The following is a 17710-nucleotide window of genomic DNA, read 5'->3' as shown; positions in this document are numbered from 1 at the left end:
GCTTGCGGCTATGCCATCGATCGGCGTCTACGCTGTGCCGTCATGACACCTGCCGACGCCCCCGTGCCCGCCGACAGCCTGCTGGGCCGCCTGGCCACGCAGCGCGGCGCTTTTGCCGACGCCTATGCGCTGCACCTGCCGCGGCCCGTCACGCTGGCCGAGTTTGTCGAAGCGTTCTACACGACGCGGCTGTTCAAGCTGGAGCGGGCGCTGATCGCGCTGCTGGGCAAGCCGTCCAGCGACGCGATGGCCCGCGCCGTGGCGCGGGGGGAGGGCGAGCGCATCGCCGTCTGGACCGTGGAGGCCAGCACGGGCGACGAGCTGCTGATGCACGAGGACAGCGGCGCCACGCGCTCCTGGTTCCAGGTGCAGGCGGGCGAGGGCGGAGGCACGACGCTGTGGTTCGGCTCCGCCGTCGTGCCGCGCCGGCGCGGCCCGGGCGGCGAGCCGCGTTTCAGCTGGGTGTTCCACGCGCTGCTGGGCTTTCACCGCGGGTACTCGCGCGCGTTGCTGGCCGCCGCGGCGCGGCGGCTGGCCTAGCGCTGGGTGCCCGGGCCGGTAACCTTGTCCGTGACCGGCTGGCCGGTGGCGAGGTCTTCGATCCAGACCTCGCAGGCCTGGGCCTCGATGCGGCCCCTGACGGCGTAGCGCACGCCCTCCCTGGGCGTGAAGACCACCTCGCCCACCGTGCGGCAGGTCGGGTTGGACAACGCCACCAGCGGCGATGCGTACTGCGTCGCCGCCTGCAGCTGCACGCGCGCCGGCCGCACGGCCAGCTCGTTGCTCAGCGCCACGGCGGTGACCGTCATGGCGCCCCCCTGGCCGGCTCGCGTGGTGGCCACGCTGCTGCTGGCCAGCCGGCGGCCGTCCACCTGCGTCATCTCGAACACATGCAGCCGCTGCGGGCCGACGGCCACGGCCTGGTCGGCTACGTTGACCGTGGGCCCGGTGTAGTCGGCCGGCGTGGCGGGCTCGAAGGCGGAGAAGCTGCCTGTGCCGGCGCAGCCGGCCAGCAGCCCTGCCGCGGCGAGGCCGGCCGCGGCACGGGCAAGGATGTGGGGCGTTGTCATGGGTGTCAGTGTCAGCGATGCAGGAAATGCAATTCTTCACGGCGCGGCCACGCGGGCTGTGCGTACTGCCCGGGTGCCGGCGTGCCACCTTCCACAATGTGCGGCGTTAGCCATTCTTCGACAGCATTCATGCCCATGCCGACCCTGCGTCTGCCCCGACTGCACCCTCTCCTGTTCTGCGGCCTGATCGGCTGCGTGTCGCCGCCCGCGGTGGCGGGTGTGCCCGAGGGCCTGGAGGCCTACCGCGCCGAGCGCTATGCCGACGCGCTGGCCGAGCTGCGCGGCCCCGCTCAGCAGGGCGATGCGCAGGCCCAGGTGCGCATGGGCTGGATGCTGCTGTGGGGCGAGGGCATCAAGATGGACAAGCCGGCCGGCCTGGCCTGGCTGCGCAAGGCGGCCGACCAGGGATCGTCGGAGGCGCAGAACACGCTGGGTTTCGTCTACGCAGAGGGCAACGGCGTCAAGGCCGACGCCGCGCAGGCCGCCCGCTGGTTCACGCTGGCGGCCGAGCAGGGCATGAGCGTCTCGCAGGCCGAACTGGCGCTGGCGCTGTGGCACGGCAAGGGCGTGGCCCAGGATGCGGCTGCCGCCATCGGCTGGGCCCGCAAGGCGGCCGAGGCGGGCAATGCCACGGCACAGAACCTGATGGGCGTGGCCAGCTTCCGCGGCCAGGGCTTGCCGCAGGATCACAAGGCCGCGGCGGAGTGGTACCGCAAGGCCGCCGACCAGGGGTCCAGCCTCGCTCAGCGCAACCTGGCCTGGCTTTACCGCGACGGCACGGGCGTGCCCAAGAACCTCAAGACCGCCTTCGAATGGTTCAGCAAGTCGGCCGAGCAGGGCGACAGCGGCGCGCAGTTCCGCGCCGCGCTGGCCTATGACATGGGTGAGGGCGTGGCCAAGGACGTCCGCCGCGCCAGCGAGTGGTACCGCAAGGCGGCCGACCAGGGCCTGCCCGAGGCGCAGTTCAACCTTGGCGTGCAGTATGCCGATGGCAGCGGCGTGCCCCAGGACTTCGAGCAGTCCACCGAGTGGTACGCCAAGGCGGCGGCACAGGGCCATGCCGCCGCGACGAACAACCTGGGCGTGGCCTATGGCCGCGGCCGCGGTGTGCCGCGCGACCCGGTCGTGGCCTACGCGCTCTACAACGTGTCCGCCAGCCTCGATGGCTCCGACGACAACAAGGCACCGGGCAACCGCAAGTCGTTGCTGGACGAGCTGAGCCCGGCCGAGGTCGAGCAGGCGCAGGCGCTGACGCGCCGCATGCTGGACCCCAAGATCGGCATCGCCGCCGCCATCGCGCAGCGCCTGCGCAGCCAGCCGGCAGCCAAGCGGCCCGTCGCGGCCGCCGAGCCGGTGCGCCCCGAGCCGGCCGGTGACGGCTTCCCGGCGCGCCCTGCCAAGCGCCCCGGCGTCGTCAGCTGCAACACCAGCTGCATCAACGCGTCCTGCAAGCGCACCTACGACGACGGCCGTAAGGTCAACATCCAGGCGCAGCAGAAGTTCAACTTCGGCAAGTGGGAGTGGGACGCCGGCCCGTGCTGAGCCGGCACCACCCTCAGCGCGCCACCGCCGCGCGCATGGAGCGCGCGACGTAGAACAGCCCCACGGCGCCCAGCGCAAAGCCCGTCAGCACGCCGGGCAACACCTGGCCCCAGCGCAGTGCCTCGCCCTTCAGCACGGCCAGCATCAGCGTGTTCTGCGCCAGGCCCGGCACCCACAGGTACCAGGGCGCATCGCCGCCCGGGTTCAGCAGCGTCACCATCGGCATCAGGCTGACGACGGTGACCACCAGCGTGCTGCCGGCCTGCGCCTCCTTGAAGGTCTTGGAGCGGATGGCCAGCGCCATCAGCAGGCCGGACAGCCCCGCCGCCAGCGGGATCTGCAGCAGCCAGAAGGCCAGCACCTCGCCCATGCCGAACTGGAACATCGCCTGCAGGCTGTCGCTGCGCAGCAGCCACTGCGCCGGCACGAAGCTCAGGGACGACAGCAGCGCCACCACCATGCCCATCAGCGCAACGGCGCCCCACTTGCCCACCACCAGCGCGCCGTGCGGCACCGGGTTCATCAGCAGCGGCTCCAGCGAGCCGCGCTCGCGTTCGCCGGCGGTGCTGTCCAGCGCTGCGGTCAGCGCGCCGTACAGCACGGCCATGATGATGAACATCGGCACCATGGCCGTCAGCCGCGACGCGCGGGCCTGCACGCCCGCCAGGTCGCGCTCCTCGACCTCGATGGGCTTGAGCAGCTCCATGGACACGCCGCGCATCGCCAGGTTCAGCGCGGCGCGCTCCTGGTTGAAGCCGCCCAGCAGCCGGTGGATGCTGCCCACGCCGGCGCCGGCGCGCTGATTGGCGCTGTCGCTGACGATCTCCACTGTCGGCGCCTCGCCGGCCAGCAGCTTGGCCTCGAAGTCCGCCGGCACCACCATCACCGGCTCCAGCAGCGTCGTCGCGCGCAGCCGGGCCTCGTAGTCGGCCGGCGCGGGCTTGATCGTGAAGGTCTGGCGCTCGATGAAATTCTTCAGCGTGGGAGCAGCCTCGATGCCCACCGCCAGCACCTCGCGCTTCTCGGCGCGCTCCTCGAACGACGCGATCAGCGCGGACAGCGCCGTCAGCATCAGCGGCCCCATCAGCAACGCGGGCAGCAGCATACGCAGCAGCGTGCGGCGGTCGCGCAGCGCGTCGGCCAGTTCCTTGGCAAAGACGATGAACGCCTGTTTCATGCAGCCACCTCGGCAGGGAAAGCCAGTTTCACGAACGCATCCTCGAAGCGGGTCTCACCCGCCTGCGCCAGCAGCTCCGGCACGCTGCCGCGCGCGACGCTGCGGCCCTTGGACACGACGACCACCTCGTCGCACAGCTGCTCCACCTCCTGCATGATGTGCGTGGAGAAGACGATGCATTTGGCGCCGCCCTCGGGGCTGCGCAGCCAGCGAAGCGCTTCGCGCAGCGCGCGCGTGGCCAGCACGTCCAGCCCGTTGGTGGGCTCGTCCAGCACGATGTTGGCGGGGTCGTGCACGAGGGCCCGGGCCAGCGCCGTCTTCATGCGCTCACCCTGGCTGAAGCCGTCGGCGCGGCGGTCCAGGATGGACTGCATCTCCAGCAGCCGCGCCAGCTCCTCGGCGCGCGCGTTGGCGGCGTCGGGGTCCATGCCCTGCAGCCGGCCGAAGTAGGCGATGTTCTCGCGCGCCGACAGCCGTGGGTACAGGCCGTGTGCATCGCCGAGGATGCCCATGCGGGCCAAGGCTTTCAGCGGAGCGTCCTGCACGACGATGCCGTCGACCGTGATGCGGCCACTGTCGGGCGCGAACAACCCGGCCAGCATGCGCAGCGTCGTCGTCTTGCCGGCGCCGTTGGCGCCCAGCAGGCCCGTGATGCGGCCATCGGCAGCCGCCACGCTGACGCCTTGCACTGCCTGCACGATGCGCTTGTCGCCCCGCTTGAACAGCCCTGCGCCGGTGCGCGAGACGAAGTGCTTGTGGACGTTGTCGATGTCGATCATTGCGCGGCTCCGTTTGTCGGGGCCTGTATGGGCTGGAAGGCGACGGGCCGCGGGATGCGCGTGGCGCAGCTCGCGTCCTGCGGCAGCGCCGCGGCGTCGGTCTTGGCGTCGATGAAGCGGAACAGCAGGTCGCGCACGCAGCCCACGCCCATGACGCCGTGGCCGGCCTCGGGCACCACCAGGTGCTGCACGCGCTCGGCATGGCCCACGGCAAGCGCCTGGGCCATGCGCTCGCCGTGGCGGGGCGGCGTGGCGGGGTCGGCGCCGCCGCTCATCACCAGCACGGGGCTGGGCGCGGGCGGCACTTTGTAGAAGTCGGCCGGCACGTCGCCGCGGGGCCAGGTCTTGCACACGCGGGCGTACATGTCGGCATCCACGCGCTGGAAGTCGGCGCCCGGCTGGTCGGTCGACTCCGCCAGGCGCGGCATGTCCTCGGCGCAGACGACCGAGAAGTGCATGCCCATCGCCAGCCGCAGGTCCTTGCCGCCGCCGAAGGCCGAGGTCAGGCCGAACAGGCCGTCGAAGCGGCCGTCGCGCGCGGCGGCCTGGATGGCGGCCGGCAGCGCCGCGGCCAGCGCCGGCTGGTACAGCGGCGGGCGCACCGCGCGCAGCAGCAGCTGGCGGTCCACCGTGAAGCGCTCGGGCTGGCCCGTCAGCGGCTGCGCCACCGTCACCTGGCGCGGCAGCGAGGCCAGCAGCTGCTGCCAGTCGGCGCGCAACGTCGGGTAGGTCTTGGCATGCGCGTCCAGCAGCTTGTCCAGCGCCGCCTGCGTGTCGGGCGAGAAGCTGGCCGGCAGCACCATGTCGGGCGGGGCCACGCCGTCGATGACGGTGCGGCGTACCTTGGTCGGGAACTGGCGCAGGTACTCCAGCGCGGCGCGCGTGCCGTAGCTGCCGCCGATGAGGTTCCACTGCGGCACGCCGAGAGCCTCGCGCACGGCGTCCATGTCCTGCATCGCGATCGTCGTCGTGAAGAAGCGCAGGTCGCCGTACGGCAGCTTCTCCAGCTCGGCGCGGCAGGCGTCCAGCCGGCGCAGCTGGGCGGCGCCGTCGAGCTGTTCGGTGATGGGCAGCCGGCTGTCGTCGGGACAGTCCAGCGGCGCGGACTTGCCGGTGCCGCGCTGGTCGATGAAGACCAGGTCGCGCCGGTTGCCCAGCCTCGACAGCCTCGGCAGCATGCGCGCGGCCACGCCGATGGCACTCTGGCCTGGGCCGCCGGCCAGCATCAGCACCGCGTCGGGCTGCTTGTTGCGGGCCATGGCCGGCACCACGAGGTAGTGCACGTCGATCTTCGCGCCGTCCGGCCGTGCCGGGTCCAGCGGGCGTTGCAGGCTGCCGCACTGCAACTCGTTGGGGATGCCGGCGATGCGGCAGGGCTTCAGCGGCGCAGCCGCCGCAGCCGTGCCCAGCCCGGTCATCGTCAGGAGTGCCAGCAGGCACCCACGCCATTCACGCATGCCTTCACTCGGGAAGTTGGGAGTGGGCGGAGTATCCGGGCGCGGCGTGGGCCGTCAGCGCGGCGCCGGGATGAATGGCGGGTGGGGCCGCACCAGCGGCCCGAAATCGCGGTTGGCCGGTGTCAGGCCTTGCGGGGGGCAGCTTGGGCCATCAGCCCCTGGCAGGCGGCACGCGCCTTCGCATCGCTGCCGTCCAGCTTGCCGCAGACGCCGTCCAGCTGCGCCTTGAGCCGGCCGAGGGTGGCGGCCTGGGCGGGGGTCTTGCTCCAGCCCGCCAGCAGCGTCGCGACCTTCTTCAGCGAGCGTTCGCTGCGTTCGTAGAACGCGCCGGGGTCCTTCTCGGCCTCGGCGAACAGCTGGGCGGCGGTCTTCTCGATGCGCGCCGTGTCCTCGGGGCTCAGCTCGACGAGCGCGCCGAGGTAGTTGGACCCCCACTGCAGCCGCGTCGCCGGGCCCTCGCTCTTGTTGAAGGCCTCCTCGTACCAGCGCAGCGCGTCGGCCGTGCGGCCCTGCTTCTTCGCGTTGCCGCCCAGCTGGCTCATCAGGTAGTAGGGCGAGTGGCTGCGCGCCAGCGCGGCCTTCAGCAGCTCGTCGCTGTCCGTCCACAGGCCGGCGCGGCCCAGCAGGTAGGCCGCCTGCGTGATGACGGCCTGGCGCTCGTAGCCATCGGTGATCTCGCGGTGGGCGCGGGTGGCCTGCTCGCGCGCCTCGGCCTGCAGCGCGGCGGGCACGGTCCGGGGATGCGGTTCGTCCTTGGGCGTGTCCAGCCGCGCCAGCTCGATGCGGCCCTGCAGCGCGTTCAGTCGGTCCGCGCGGGACAGCGTCGCGTCCGCATTCAGCCGCTTCAGCGCGGCGTCGAACTCCACCACCAGCTGGCGGCGCGCGTCGCCGGGCGCGGGGGCCAGCGCCTTGACGAGGTCGGGTGCTTCGTTGGCCAGCACGTCCATCTGCGCGCGGGCCTGCGCGGCGTCGGCCAGCACGGCTCGCAGCCGCGGCAGCTGCGCCGGGTCGGCCGCCTGGCCTTCGCTCAGTGCGCCAACGGACTTCAGCCACAGCCGCGTGGCCGTCTCGGCGTCCGCGCCCTCGCTGGCGTGGGCCAGCTGCGCCAGCGTGGCGGGGCGCTCGGCGGCGGGCAGCAGTTGTTGCTCGTCGGTCTCCCAGCCGTAGAAGCCCAGCAGCCGCCATTCGTTGGCATTGAGCTTCCTGCCCGCGCGGGCGTCCGCCAGCACGGCCTTGACCGGCCGGCCGCTGGACAGGCCCAGCTGCAGCACCTTCATCACCTGCGCCGCGTCGGCCTCGCCGGGCAGCCGCGTGATCTCCTGCCCCGCGGGGCTGAACAGGATCAGCGTCGGGTAGCCGCGCACCTTGAAGCGCGTGCCCAGCTTCTGCGCGCCGGGCGCGTCGCCGTCGATGCCCACGGCGACAAAGGCCTTGCTCTGCTCGATGAAGTCGGCGCGGTTGAACAGCGTCGCCTTGAGCTGGTTGCATGGCGGGCACCACTTGGCGCCCCAGTACAGCAGCACCGGCTTCTTCTCCGCCTTGGCTTGGGCAAAGGCGCGGTCGATGTCGGCATCGGCCGCGGCCGCCTGCCAGGACACGCCGGGCCCGGTGGCGGCATGGGCGGGCAGGGAAGGGAGTGCGGCCAGGGTCAGGGCCAGCGCGATCGACGAGAAGAGGGGTGACAGCTTCATGTCCGGCGGTGAGAAAGGGGTGACTGATTGTCCGGGGCTTCGTGGCCTGCCCGGCGCTGCGGGTTTCTCAGTTGCTCATGCGGCGGCCGCATGAGCGCGCAACTCATAGGGAGGGCGCGCGCGGCCGCGGCTGTCTAGACTCGCGCGCGTCATTTCAGGAGACCCCATGAGAACCGCCATCGCCGCCGCCGTGCTGGCCCTGTCCTTGGCCCCCGCGCTGGCGGCCGGCCCCAACCTGGTCGTCAACGGCAGCTTCGAGGCCGATCCGATTGCCGCCAACAGCTGGGACATCCGCGCCAACATCACCGGCTGGACCGGCGCCCCGGACATCGAGCTGCAGAACCACCTGGAAGGCAACCTGCCGCAGGACGGCAACCAGCTCGTCGAGCTGGACACCTTCGCCAACAGCGCGATGAGCCAGACCATCAACGCCACCGGCTGGGTGAGCTTGAGCTTCTGGTACACGCCGCGCATCGGCTGGGGCGCGAACACGCACGGCGTGCAGGTCAGCCTGGGCAGCTTCTCCAGCGTCGTCATGGACAGCGTCGCCGGCGGCTCGGTGCCGAACTGGCAGCGCTTCAGCGCGCTGGTGGACCTGGGCAGCGGCGGCAGCGCGGTGCTGCGCTTCGCGGCAACCGGCACATCGGACATGGCCGGTGGCCTCATCGACAACGTGTCCGTCACCGCCGTGCCCGAGCCGGCCACCGGCTGGCTGGCGCTGGCCGGTGTGGCCGCGCTGGCCGGCTGGGGCCGCCGCCGCGCGGCCCGCTGAGCTGCGCGGCCGTGCCAGTCGCCATCGGCAGCCCGCGGCTCGATGACGCGCTGGCCCGCCTGCGCGCCGCCGCGCGCCCCGAGGCGCTGGCCGACATGGCCCGCTTCGGCCTGACCGGCGCAGGCCGGCTGGGCCTGGCGGTGCCCACACTGCGCGCGCTGGCGCGCGAGTTCAGGCGCGACCACGACCTGGCCCTCGCGCTGTGGGACACCGGCATCCCCGACGCACAGATCCTCGCCGGCATGGTGGCCGAGCCGGCGAAGCTGACCGCGGCGCAGATGGACCACTGGGTGGCCGGCATGCGCGCCTGGGACGTCTGCGACCAGGCCTGCCTGAATGCGTTCGTGAAGAGCCCGCTGGCGTGGGACGCCATCCCGCGCTGGGCGGCGCGTGAGCCCGAGTTCGAGAAGCGCGCCGGCTTCTCGCTGCTGGCCGTGGCGGCCGTGCACCAGAAGCAGCGCCCCGACGCCGATTTCCTCGCCCGCCTGCCCCTCATCGAGCAGGCCGCCGACGACGACCGCAACTTCGTCAAGAAAGCCGTCAACTGGGCGCTGCGCCAGACGGGCAAGCGCAGTGCGGCGCTACGTGAGCCAGCACTTACCGTGGCGGAGCGGCTGTGCGGGCGCGAGGAGAAGTCGGCCCGCTGGATAGGCAGCGATGCGCGGCGGGAGCTGGCTCAGCGGATGGTGTCGTAGTCCCAGCCCGGGCCGTCGATCTGCTGCAGGCGGCGCGGCCGGGGCATCCAGCCGGGCGAGCGCAGGCTGTCCTGCAGTGGGGGCGCATCACGGACGCAAGCCTAGCCGGTCCGCCGCGCCCGGCCGGTGGGCTGGCTAGGCATAAATTGAACCTGACCCCATTTTCTTGTCCCTCTTTGGAGGGGGGCGGGGGGTGTTAGGGGGGAGTCGCCGCGGTGGTATCCCCCCTCGTCCCACCCTCTGGGTGATGTCGGGAAAGAGGCCCGGCGCCGATGCTGACGGTGTGACGTTTTCCACGGCGTCGAACCCCTCAGCACCGGAGACCCACCATGCAATTCTTCAGCTCCTCGCAGTTCCCCGTCGTGAACGCCAAGCTGCCGCACGTCGCCGCAGGCCACGGTGGTGCCGCAGCGGCCGGTGCGCGCAAGCTGGACTGTGGCTGGTACGACTCCAGCTTCGACCTCGCCCGCGGCCTGGAAGTCCTCGAGGACGACGACCACACGCTGTACCAGCTGTGGGAGATGTCGCGCCGCTGAGCCCGGTTGCCCGGCCCCCCAGCGCCCGCTACAGCGAGCAGGCCAGCTTGGTGCCCTGCAGGATGGCCCGCTTCGCGTCCAGCTCGCCGGCCTCCAGCGCGCCGCCGATCAGGTGCACGTTCACACCCGCGGCCCGCAGCGGCGCCTCCAGCTCGCGCAGCGGCTCCTGGCCGGCGCACAGCACGATGGTGTCGGCCTCGATGAGCTGGGCGTCCGCCCGCTTCTCCCCGTAGCTCACCCACAGCCCCTCGGGCGTGATCTGCTCGTAGTTCACGCCGGCCAGCATCTCCACCCGCTTCATCTTCAGCGCCGCGCGGTGGATCCAGCCGGTTGTCTTGCCCAGGCCCGCGCCGGGTTTGCCGGCCTTGCGCTGCAGCAGCGTGATCTGGCGCGTCGGCGCCTCGGGCGCCGGGCGCAGCAGCCCCGCGCGCACGTCGGCCGGGTCGCCCACACCCCAATGCCGGCGCCACGCGGCCGGGTCCAGCGTCAGCGAGTGGCCGGCCTCCAGCAGGTACTCCGCCATGTCGAAGCCGATGCCGCCCGCGCCGACGATGGCCACGCGCTTGCCCACCGGCTTGTCGTGGCGCAGCACGTCGATGTAGCTCAGCACCTGGCCGCGCGCGACGCCCTCGGCCTGGCCCTTGATCTTCGGGTCGCGCGCGCTGACGCCGGTAGCCAGCAGCACGTCGTCGAAGCCCTTGAGGTCGTCGGCGCCCACGCGGCAGTTCAGCTTCAGCTCGATGCCGGTGACCTCGATGCGCCGGCCGAAGTAGCGCAGCGTCTCGCTGAACTCCTCCTTGCCCGGCACCCGTCGGGCCATGTTGAATTGGCCGCCGATCTCGGCCGCCGCGTCGAACAGCGTCACCGCATGGCCGCGCTCGGCCAGCGTCGTCGCCGCGGCCAGCCCGGCCGGGCCGGCGCCGACGACGGCAATGCGCTTCTTCGCGCCGCCGGCCACCGGGTGCAGCACGATCTCCTGCTCGTAGGCCGCCCGCGGGTTCACGAGGCAGGTGGAGATCTTCTGCGCGAAGGTGTGGTCCAGGCAGGCCTGGTTGCAGGCGATGCAGGTGTTGATCTCGTCGGCACGGCCCTGGCGCGCCTTCTGCACGAATGCCGGGTCGGCCAGGAAAGGCCGCGCCATCGACACCATGTCCGCCGAGCCGTCCGCCAGCACGCCTTCGGCCACTTCCGGCGTGTTGATGCGGTTGCTGGTGATCAGCGGCGTGGTGATGCCTTCTTCCCGCAGCTTGGCGCGAAGTTTTGCAGTCACCCACGCGAAGCCCGCCCGCGGCACGCTGGTCGCGATGGTGGGCACGCGCGCCTCGTGCCAGCCGATGCCGGTGTTGATGATGGTGGCGCCGCCGCGCGCCACGCGCCGGCCCAGCTCCACGACCTCTTCCCACGAGCTGCCGTTCGGGATGAGGTCCAGCATCGACAGCCGGTAGATGATGATGAAGTCCGGCCCCACCGCCTCGCGCATGCGCGCCAGGATCTCCAGCGGCAGCCGCATGCGGTTCTCGTACGAGCCGCCCCAGGCGTCGGTGCGCTGGTTGGTGTGTTCGACGAGGAACTGGTTGATGAAATAGCCCTCGCTGCCCATCACCTCCACGCCGTCGTAACCGGCCTCGCGGGCCAGCTTCGCGCAGCGGATGAACGCGCGGATCTGCCGCTCGATGCCGCGCGGCGACAGCTCGCGCGGCGTGAACGGGCTGATGGGCGACTGGATGCGCGACGGCGCCACGCACAGCGGCGAGTAGCCGTAGCGGCCCGTGTGCAGGATCTGCAGCGCGATCTTGCCGCCCTCGGCATGCACGGCGTCCGTGATGAGCTTGTGGCGCCGTGCCGCGCCCGAGGTCGCCAACGTGCCGGCGAACGGCTTGGCCCAGCCCTCGATGTTGGGCGCGAAGCCGCCCGTGACGATCAGCCCCACCTCGCCGCGCGCACGCTCGGCGAAGAACACCGCCATGCGCTCGAAATGCTTGCGGCCGTCCTCCAGCCCGGTGTGCATGCTGCCCATGAGCACGCGGTTCTTCAGCGTCGTGAAGCCCAGGTCCAGCGGGGCCAGCAGGTGCGGATAGTTCATCGCGCCGATGCTAAACAGCGCGGCCCCGGCTGGATTGGAGGCGTCTCACCAATGGCCCCCCGGGTTTTCCAGCAACAGTTCTTCACCCGGTGCTAGACGGCGGAAATGGCGGCACCTCCGGCTTGGGTTCTAATCGCGAGTCCGCGTATTTGGCCGCACCTTTGCCACCAAGGCCCGGCGACCTGGTTTTTTCGGAGATTCTCGATGCGATTCACCCCCTGGGCCACCCGGCTGGCCCTGACGCTGAGCCTGTCGGCAATGGCTGCCCTGACCGCCTGCGGCGGTAGCGGCGGCGGCGGCAGCAGCACCCAAGTGCGCCTGCTCAATGCCACGCGCTCCTACGATCAGCTGGACCTGACGGTCAACGACAAGACCATCAACAGCAAGGTCGCCTACGCTGCCGTCGGCGAGTACGGCAGCGTGGACACCGGTTCCACCGCGTCCAAGGTGCTGAAGAGCGACGTGGGTAGCAGCGTGTCGGCCACGCAGCCCACGCTGAACGCCAACAGCAACTACACCTACATCACCTACGGCTTCTCCGGCGCCGTGCGCACGACGCTGCTGGAAGAGTCCCAGGCCGCACCCGACGCCAACAAGGCCAAGCTGCTGGTGCTGAACCTGGCGCCCGACGCCGGCGCGCTGGACACCTATGTGACCACCGCGGCCACCTGCGGCCTGACCAACGAAACCGCGCTGAGCAGCAACCTGGCCGGCGGCGCCGGCAGCGGCTACATCCAGATCAACTCGGGCACCTTCCGTGTCTGCGTGACCGGCTACAACAAACCCACCGACCTGCGCCTGGCCATCCCGGCCATCACGCTGGACTCCGCCAGCGTCAACACGCTGATCCTGACCGCCACCGACGGCGGCGTGCTGGTCAACGGCATCACGCTGGTGCAAAAGGGCGCGGCCAAGAACTTCGCCAACACCCAAAGCCGCGTGCGCACCGTCGCCGCGCTGGCCAGCGGCGGCTCGGTCACGTCGTCCATCAACGGTCAGGCCATGTTCAGCGCCGCCGCCGTCAGCCCGCTGATCAGCGACTACGTCACCACGAACGCCGGCGCCAGCACGCTGAGCGTCGCCGTCAACGGTGCCAACGTCAGCTTCACCGCGCCGACGCTGGCCGCTGGCAAGGACACCACGCTGATGGTCTGGGGTGACCCGGCCGCGCCGAAGCTGGCCGTCATCGACGACGACAACCGCCTGCCCACCGTCTCCACCGACGTCAAGATCCGCCTCGTCAACGCGCTGCAGATCAACGGCGCGGGCCTGAGCGTCGGTTACGGCACCATCGCCTCCAACATCGCCGCCGGCACGGGCTCGGCGCCGCTGTCCGGCTCGATCACGAACTCGTCCACGGGCGCGCAGGTCGACGTGACGGTGCCGACCTCGGCCCTGTCCATCTACACCAACTCCGCGCTGGTGTTCCCGGCCGGCAGCGTCTGGACCTTCTTCGCCGTGCCCAACACCGCGACGACCGCCACGACCAACCTGCCCGTGCCGGGCATGGCTGCCGTGCCCAAGCGCGAGCGCCCGTAAGCGGCTCGCCGCTTCCGCGCAAAAACCCCCGTGCCTCGGCCGGGGGTTTTTTCTTGGCCGCGCGAAGATGATGGCGCCATGTCCGCCCCCACCCGTTTCCATCTGCAGCGCCTGCGCCAGCTGTGGCGCAGCGCCGGCTGGCCCAGCCAGGATCTCGTCGAGGTGGAACTGCTGGCGGCCGGCTGGGTGGAGCGCCTGGCCGAGCCCGGCGGCCGCGAGCGGCTGCGCGTGACCGATGCCGGCGTCGCGCTGATTGCCGAATCGCTGACCCGCAACCGCGCCGCCCGCGACGCGCACGAGCTGCTGGTCGAGCGCGTCGCCACCGAGATGCAGCGGGCGGGCCGCATCGCCTGGCGCGGGCTGACGCTGCGCGCCGGGCTGCCGCAGGACGACGGCAGGACGCAGTGGGTCAACGCGATGCCCGATGTCTATTCCATCCGCCACAGCACCGTGGAGGACTACCTGGAGCCCGCCATCCACGAGATCAAGGTCAGCCGGGCGGACCTGCTGGGTGAGCTGCGCCGGCCGGCCAAGTCCGCCGCTTACCGCGCGCTCAGCGGCCAGTGCTGGTTCGTCATCAAGGCCGGCATCGCCGAGGCGGAGGAGATCCCGCCCGAGTACGGTGTGCTCATCGGCCACGCCACCCACCTGGAGCTGGCCCGGCCCGCACCGAAGCGCGCCTGCAAGCCCGACTTCGCGACGTGGATGGCGCTGGCCCGCGCAACGCCGCTGCCGCCGCAGGACGACGATCCACAATCGCCGCTCTGACCCGGAGCTGCCATGGGCAACAAGACCGTCCCGACCGAGGCCGACATGCAGGCCACCCGCTGTCCGCGCTGTGGCGGCGGCTTCGAGTGCGGCGCTAATGCAGGCCATTGCGACTGCTTCGGCATCCACCTGACCGACCGGCTGCGCACCGAGCTGGCGGCGCGCTACCCCGACCGCTGCCTGTGCATGCGCTGCCTGCGCGAGCTCGTCGATGCCGGGGCAGCGCCGCACTGAGCGGGTGCTGCCGGTGCAGGCATGATGGCCGGCTCATGACCGCCCTCGACCGCCTCGCCCCGCCGCTGTTCATCTTCATCTGGGCCACCGGCTACATCGTCGCCAAGCTCGCGGCGCCTTATGCCGACCCGCTGACCTTCCTGAGCTGGCGCTATGCCGGTGTCGTCGCGCTGATGCTGGGCCTGGCGCTGGCCGCGCGCGCGCCGTGGCCGTCGCGGCGTGACATGGGCCACCTGGCCGTCGCAGGCCTGGGCATCCAGGCGCTGTACCTGGCGGGCGTGTGGGTGTCCATCCGCCAGGGGCTGCCGGCCGGCACCGCGGCGCTCATCGTCAACCTGCAGCCGGTGCTGGTGGCGGCGGCCGCGCCGCTGATCGGTGAACGCGTCGCGCCGCGGCAGTGGCTGGGCGTGGCGCTGGGCCTCGCGGGCGTCGTGCTCGTCATCTGGCACAAGCTCAACCTGGGTGCCAGCTACGGCCCGCCGCTGGCGCTGTGCCTGATGTCGTTGCTGGCCATCACCGGCGGCACGCTGTACCAGAAGCGCTTCGTGCCGCAGTTCGACCTGCGCACCGGCCAGGTCGTGCAGTTTGCCGCCGCGCTGGCCGTCACGCTGCCGCTGGCCTGGGCGCTGGAGCCCATGCGCATCGAGTGGAACCGCGACGTCTTCCTCGCGATGGGCTGGAGCATCCTCGTGCTGACGGCGGGCGGCATCAGCCTGATGTTCTACATGCTGCGGCATGGCCGCGTGACGGCCGTGTCCAGCACCATGTATCTGGTGCCCTCTGTCACCTCGGTGATGGCGTGGCTGCTGTTCGGCGAGACACTGGGCGCACAAGCCATCGCCGGCATGGGCGTGACGCTGCTGGGCGTCTATCTCGTCGTCGCGAGGAAACCGGAGACGTCTGCATGACCCGAGCCCACCACGCCTTCTGGCCGCCCCGCGTGCCGCACGCGATCACGCCGCCGGCCACGTCGCTGGCCGACAACCTGCTCGTCAGCGCGCGCCGCTTTCCCGACCGGCCGGCGCTGGTGTTCCTGGGCCACGTGACGACCTACGCCCAGTTGCTGGCCCAGGTGCAGCGCCTGGCCGCCTGGCTGGCGCAGCGCGGCGTGAAGCCGGGCGACCGCGTGCTGGTGGACCTGCAGAACTGCCCGCAGCTGGTCGTCGCGCACTACGCGATCTTCAGCGCCAACGCCGTCGTCGTGCCGGTCAACCCGATGAACAAGGCGGCGGAGCTGCGCCACCTCATCGAGGACAGCGGCGCCGTGCTCGCCATCACCAGCGCCGACCTCAGCGCCGAATGGCTGGCCGCCGGCATGGCGGCCAAGGACCTGCTCGTCACGCAGCTGGCCGAGGTGCTGCCTGGCGGCCGGGCCGTGCCTGATGGATTGCCGGCCGGCTGGGCCGACTGGCTGAATGCCGACCTCGCGCTGCCCGCCGGCGCCACGCCCTGGGCCGAGGCGCTGGCCTGCACTGCGCCACCCCCGGCCCTGGCCAGCGGCGCCGACGACCTCGCGCTGCTGGGCTACACCAGTGGCACCACCGGCCACCCCAAGGGCTGCATGCACAAGCACAGCAGCCTGCAGCACAACGTGTTCGCCGGTGCGCTGTGGGCCAACGGCAGCCACGAGGACGTGGTGCTGGGCGTCGTGCCGATGTTCCACATCACCGGCATGGTGGTCGTGCTGCACGGCACGCTGATGGCCGGCGCCAGCCTGGTGCTGATGCCGCGCTGGCAGCGCGAGTACGCGGCGCGGCTCATCAAACACCACCGCATCACGCGATGGACCAACATCCCGACGATGGTCATCGACCTGCTGGCCAGCCCCGAGGTGGACAGCTTCGACCTCTCCAGCCTCGTCTACATCGGCGGCGGCGGCGCGGCCATGCCGCAGGCCATCGCCGAGCGGCTGCGCCAGCGCTGGGGCCTGCGCTATGCCGAGGGCTACGGCCTCACCGAGACCGCCGCGCCCAGCCACAGCAATCCGCACGACGCGCCCAAGCAGCAATGCCTGGGCGTGCCCTACATCAGCTGCGATGCGCGCGTGGTGGACCTCGACACGCAGCAGGAGCTGCCCGTGGGCCAGGCCGGCGAGATCGTCGTGCACGGCCCGATGGTGTTCGACGGCTACTGGCGCCATCCGGATGCGACGGCGGCCGCCTTCTTCGAGCTCGACGGCAAGCGCTTCTTCCGCACGGGCGACATCGGCTTCGTTGACGCCGACGGCTACTTCTTCATGACCGACCGCCTCAAGCGCATGATCAACGCGAGCGGCTTCAAGGTCTGGCCTTCCGAGGTGGAGAACCTGATGCACGGCCACCCCGGCGTTGCCGAGGCCTGCATCGTGTCGGCCCCCGATGCCTACCGCGGCGAGACGGTCAAGGCCTTCGTCGTGAAGCGCGCTGGGCACGAGGCGCTGAGCGCCGAGCAGTTGCGCGACTGGTGCCGCGCGAACATGGCGGCCTACAAGGTGCCGGCGCTCATCGAGTTCGCCGACAGCCTGCCCAAGAGCGGCGCGGGCAAGGTGATGTGGCGCGCGCTGCAGGAGCGCGAGAAGGCGCGGTGAGCGACGTCGAGCGCCTGACGGGGCTGGTGCGCGGCACGCCGTGGTTCATGGCCGCGCTGCGCGCCGGCCGCGAGCTGGGGCTGGCGAGCTGGTGCATCGGCGCTGGCGCGCTGCGCAACCTGGTGTGGGACGCGCTGCACGGCCATGCGCAGGCCAGCGCGCTGGCCGACGTGGACTTCGTCTACTTCGACGCCGACGACCTGGACCCGGCGCGCGACGCCGCGCTGCAGCAGCGGCTGTGCCAGCGCGTGGACCTGCCCTGGGAAGTCACCAACCAGGCCGGCGTGCACCGGTGGTTCGAGCGGCACTTCGGCCATGCCGTGGCGCCGCTGCACTCGCTGACGGAGGCGGTGGCCAGCTGGCCCGAGCCCGCCACCGCGGTGGGCGTGTGGCTGGACGGGGCCGACGCGCTGCACGTCATTGCGCCGCTGGGCCTGGACGACCTGCTGGGCCTGCGCGTGCGGCGCAACCCGGCGCGTGTCAGCGTGCAGACCTATAGGGAGCGCTGCGCCAGCAAGCGCTACGCCGAGCGCTGGCCGCGCGTCGTGGTGGAGCCAGCCTGAGCGGGCCCGCCCGTCACGAGGCCGGCGTCTGCAGCTCGCGCGTGGCCCACTGCGGCTGCCGGGCCAGCTCGGCCGCCGTGGCCTCGTCGGCCGTCACGGCGTATTCGCTGGCGCTGCGCTCCACGAAGTAGGCGGAGCGGAAGCGTTGCAGCAGGCCGCCCAGCGCCTTGCGTGCATCGCCGGGTTGGCCTTGGAAAGTGAGGGTCAGCGTGGTCATGAGGGGCTCGCATCGAGCGGC

At 71.6% G+C, this 17710-nt stretch carries 18 protein-coding genes; 11 read left to right on the top strand and 7 right to left on the bottom strand.

Features of this window, described 5'->3' with window-relative positions:
* Window positions 1-42: 42 nt before the first annotated feature.
* On the top strand, window positions 43-540 hold the full coding sequence (locus AC1Q7O_RS11670) for a hypothetical protein (protein WP_492659989.1): 498 nt from the start codon (window positions 43-45) through the stop codon (window positions 538-540).
* Here the strand turns inward: AC1Q7O_RS11670 and AC1Q7O_RS11665 are convergent.
* The gene (locus tag AC1Q7O_RS11665) at window positions 537-1070 is read right to left on the bottom strand and encodes a hypothetical protein (RefSeq protein ID WP_492659990.1); all 534 of its coding nucleotides are present in this window, start codon (window positions 1068-1070) and stop codon (window positions 537-539) included. The two genes, AC1Q7O_RS11670 and AC1Q7O_RS11665, sit on opposite strands and share 4 nt — an antisense overlap.
* A gap of 135 nt (window positions 1071-1205) precedes the next feature.
* Here AC1Q7O_RS11665 and AC1Q7O_RS11660 point away from each other — a divergent pair, with 135 nt between their 5' ends.
* Window positions 1206-2612, top strand: coding sequence for an SEL1-like repeat protein (locus tag AC1Q7O_RS11660; protein ID WP_492659991.1), 1407 nt, complete (start codon window positions 1206-1208; stop codon window positions 2610-2612).
* Window positions 2613-2625: 13 nt separating this feature from the next.
* On the opposite strand, the gene AC1Q7O_RS11655 is transcribed toward AC1Q7O_RS11660, so the two are convergent.
* The 4 genes from AC1Q7O_RS11655 to AC1Q7O_RS11640 form a co-directional block, all read right to left on the bottom strand.
* Window positions 2626-3789, bottom strand: coding sequence for an ABC transporter permease (locus tag AC1Q7O_RS11655; protein ID WP_492659992.1), 1164 nt, complete (start codon window positions 3787-3789; stop codon window positions 2626-2628).
* Window positions 3786-4568 carry an ABC transporter ATP-binding protein gene (locus tag AC1Q7O_RS11650; RefSeq protein ID WP_492659993.1) on the bottom strand — a complete coding sequence of 261 codons (783 nt, stop codon included), beginning with the start codon at window positions 4566-4568 and terminating at the stop codon, window positions 3786-3788. Before AC1Q7O_RS11650 ends, AC1Q7O_RS11655 begins: the two co-directional genes overlap by 4 nt.
* Window positions 4565-6025 (bottom strand): alpha/beta hydrolase, encoded by a 1461-nt coding sequence (locus AC1Q7O_RS11645; protein ID WP_492659994.1) that lies wholly within the window; start codon window positions 6023-6025, stop codon window positions 4565-4567. Before AC1Q7O_RS11645 ends, AC1Q7O_RS11650 begins: the two co-directional genes overlap by 4 nt.
* A gap of 122 nt (window positions 6026-6147) precedes the next feature.
* Window positions 6148-7716 carry a thioredoxin family protein gene (locus tag AC1Q7O_RS11640; RefSeq protein WP_492659995.1) on the bottom strand — a complete coding sequence of 523 codons (1569 nt, stop codon included), beginning with the start codon at window positions 7714-7716 and terminating at the stop codon, window positions 6148-6150.
* Between the two features lie 166 nt (window positions 7717-7882).
* Here AC1Q7O_RS11640 and AC1Q7O_RS11635 point away from each other — a divergent pair, with 166 nt between their 5' ends.
* The 3 genes from AC1Q7O_RS11635 (at window position 7883) to AC1Q7O_RS11625 (ending at window position 9719) form a co-directional block, all read left to right on the top strand.
* Entirely contained in the window at window positions 7883-8488 is a 606-nt protein-coding gene (locus tag AC1Q7O_RS11635) for a PEP-CTERM sorting domain-containing protein (protein WP_492659996.1), read from the top strand.
* A gap of 11 nt (window positions 8489-8499) precedes the next feature.
* Window positions 8500-9183: a DNA alkylation repair protein gene (locus AC1Q7O_RS11630; RefSeq protein ID WP_492659997.1), complete on the top strand. Its 684-nt coding sequence runs from the start codon at window positions 8500-8502 to the stop codon at window positions 9181-9183.
* A 329-nt stretch (window positions 9184-9512) separates the two neighbouring features.
* On the top strand, window positions 9513-9719 hold the full coding sequence (locus tag AC1Q7O_RS11625) for a hypothetical protein (protein WP_492659998.1): 207 nt from the start codon (window positions 9513-9515) through the stop codon (window positions 9717-9719).
* A 28-nt stretch (window positions 9720-9747) separates the two neighbouring features.
* Here the strand turns inward: AC1Q7O_RS11625 and AC1Q7O_RS11620 are convergent, their stop codons facing one another.
* The gene (locus AC1Q7O_RS11620) at window positions 9748-11802 is read right to left on the bottom strand and encodes an oxidoreductase (RefSeq protein ID WP_492659999.1); all 2055 of its coding nucleotides are present in this window, start codon (window positions 11800-11802) and stop codon (window positions 9748-9750) included.
* Window positions 11803-12006: 204 nt separating this feature from the next.
* On the opposite strand from AC1Q7O_RS11620, the gene AC1Q7O_RS11615 reads away from it, so the two are divergent.
* The 6 genes from AC1Q7O_RS11615 (at window position 12007) to AC1Q7O_RS11590 (ending at window position 17472) form a co-directional block, all read left to right on the top strand.
* A complete protein-coding gene (locus AC1Q7O_RS11615; protein ID WP_492660000.1) occupies window positions 12007-13341 on the top strand; it encodes a DUF4397 domain-containing protein in 1335 nt (444 codons plus the stop codon).
* Window positions 13342-13419: 78 nt separating this feature from the next.
* A complete protein-coding gene (locus tag AC1Q7O_RS11610) occupies window positions 13420-14109 on the top strand; it encodes a hypothetical protein (RefSeq protein ID WP_492660001.1) in 690 nt (229 codons plus the stop codon).
* Between the two features lie 12 nt (window positions 14110-14121).
* Window positions 14122-14343: a cysteine-rich CWC family protein gene (locus tag AC1Q7O_RS11605; protein ID WP_492660002.1), complete on the top strand. Its 222-nt coding sequence runs from the start codon at window positions 14122-14124 to the stop codon at window positions 14341-14343.
* Between the two features lie 35 nt (window positions 14344-14378).
* Window positions 14379-15251: a DMT family transporter gene (locus AC1Q7O_RS11600; RefSeq protein ID WP_492660003.1), complete on the top strand. Its 873-nt coding sequence runs from the start codon at window positions 14379-14381 to the stop codon at window positions 15249-15251.
* Window positions 15248-16909 (top strand): long-chain-fatty-acid--CoA ligase, encoded by a 1662-nt coding sequence (locus AC1Q7O_RS11595; RefSeq protein WP_492660004.1) that lies wholly within the window; start codon window positions 15248-15250, stop codon window positions 16907-16909. The genes AC1Q7O_RS11600 and AC1Q7O_RS11595 overlap by 4 nt, the downstream gene beginning before the upstream one ends.
* Before the next feature lie 47 nt (window positions 16910-16956).
* Entirely contained in the window at window positions 16957-17472 is a 516-nt protein-coding gene (locus AC1Q7O_RS11590; protein ID WP_492660038.1) for a nucleotidyltransferase family protein, read from the top strand.
* Window positions 17473-17485: 13 nt separating this feature from the next.
* Here AC1Q7O_RS11590 and AC1Q7O_RS11585 read toward each other — a convergent pair whose 3' ends face one another.
* Entirely contained in the window at window positions 17486-17689 is a 204-nt protein-coding gene (locus AC1Q7O_RS11585) for a hypothetical protein (RefSeq protein WP_394512407.1), read from the bottom strand.
* Window positions 17690-17710 lie beyond the last annotated feature (21 nt).

This window comes from Roseateles sp. GW823-FHT07B05, assembly GCF_058794515.1.
Note: the sequence above shows the minus strand (reverse complement) of the source record. Positions and strands in the feature narration are given on the sequence as shown.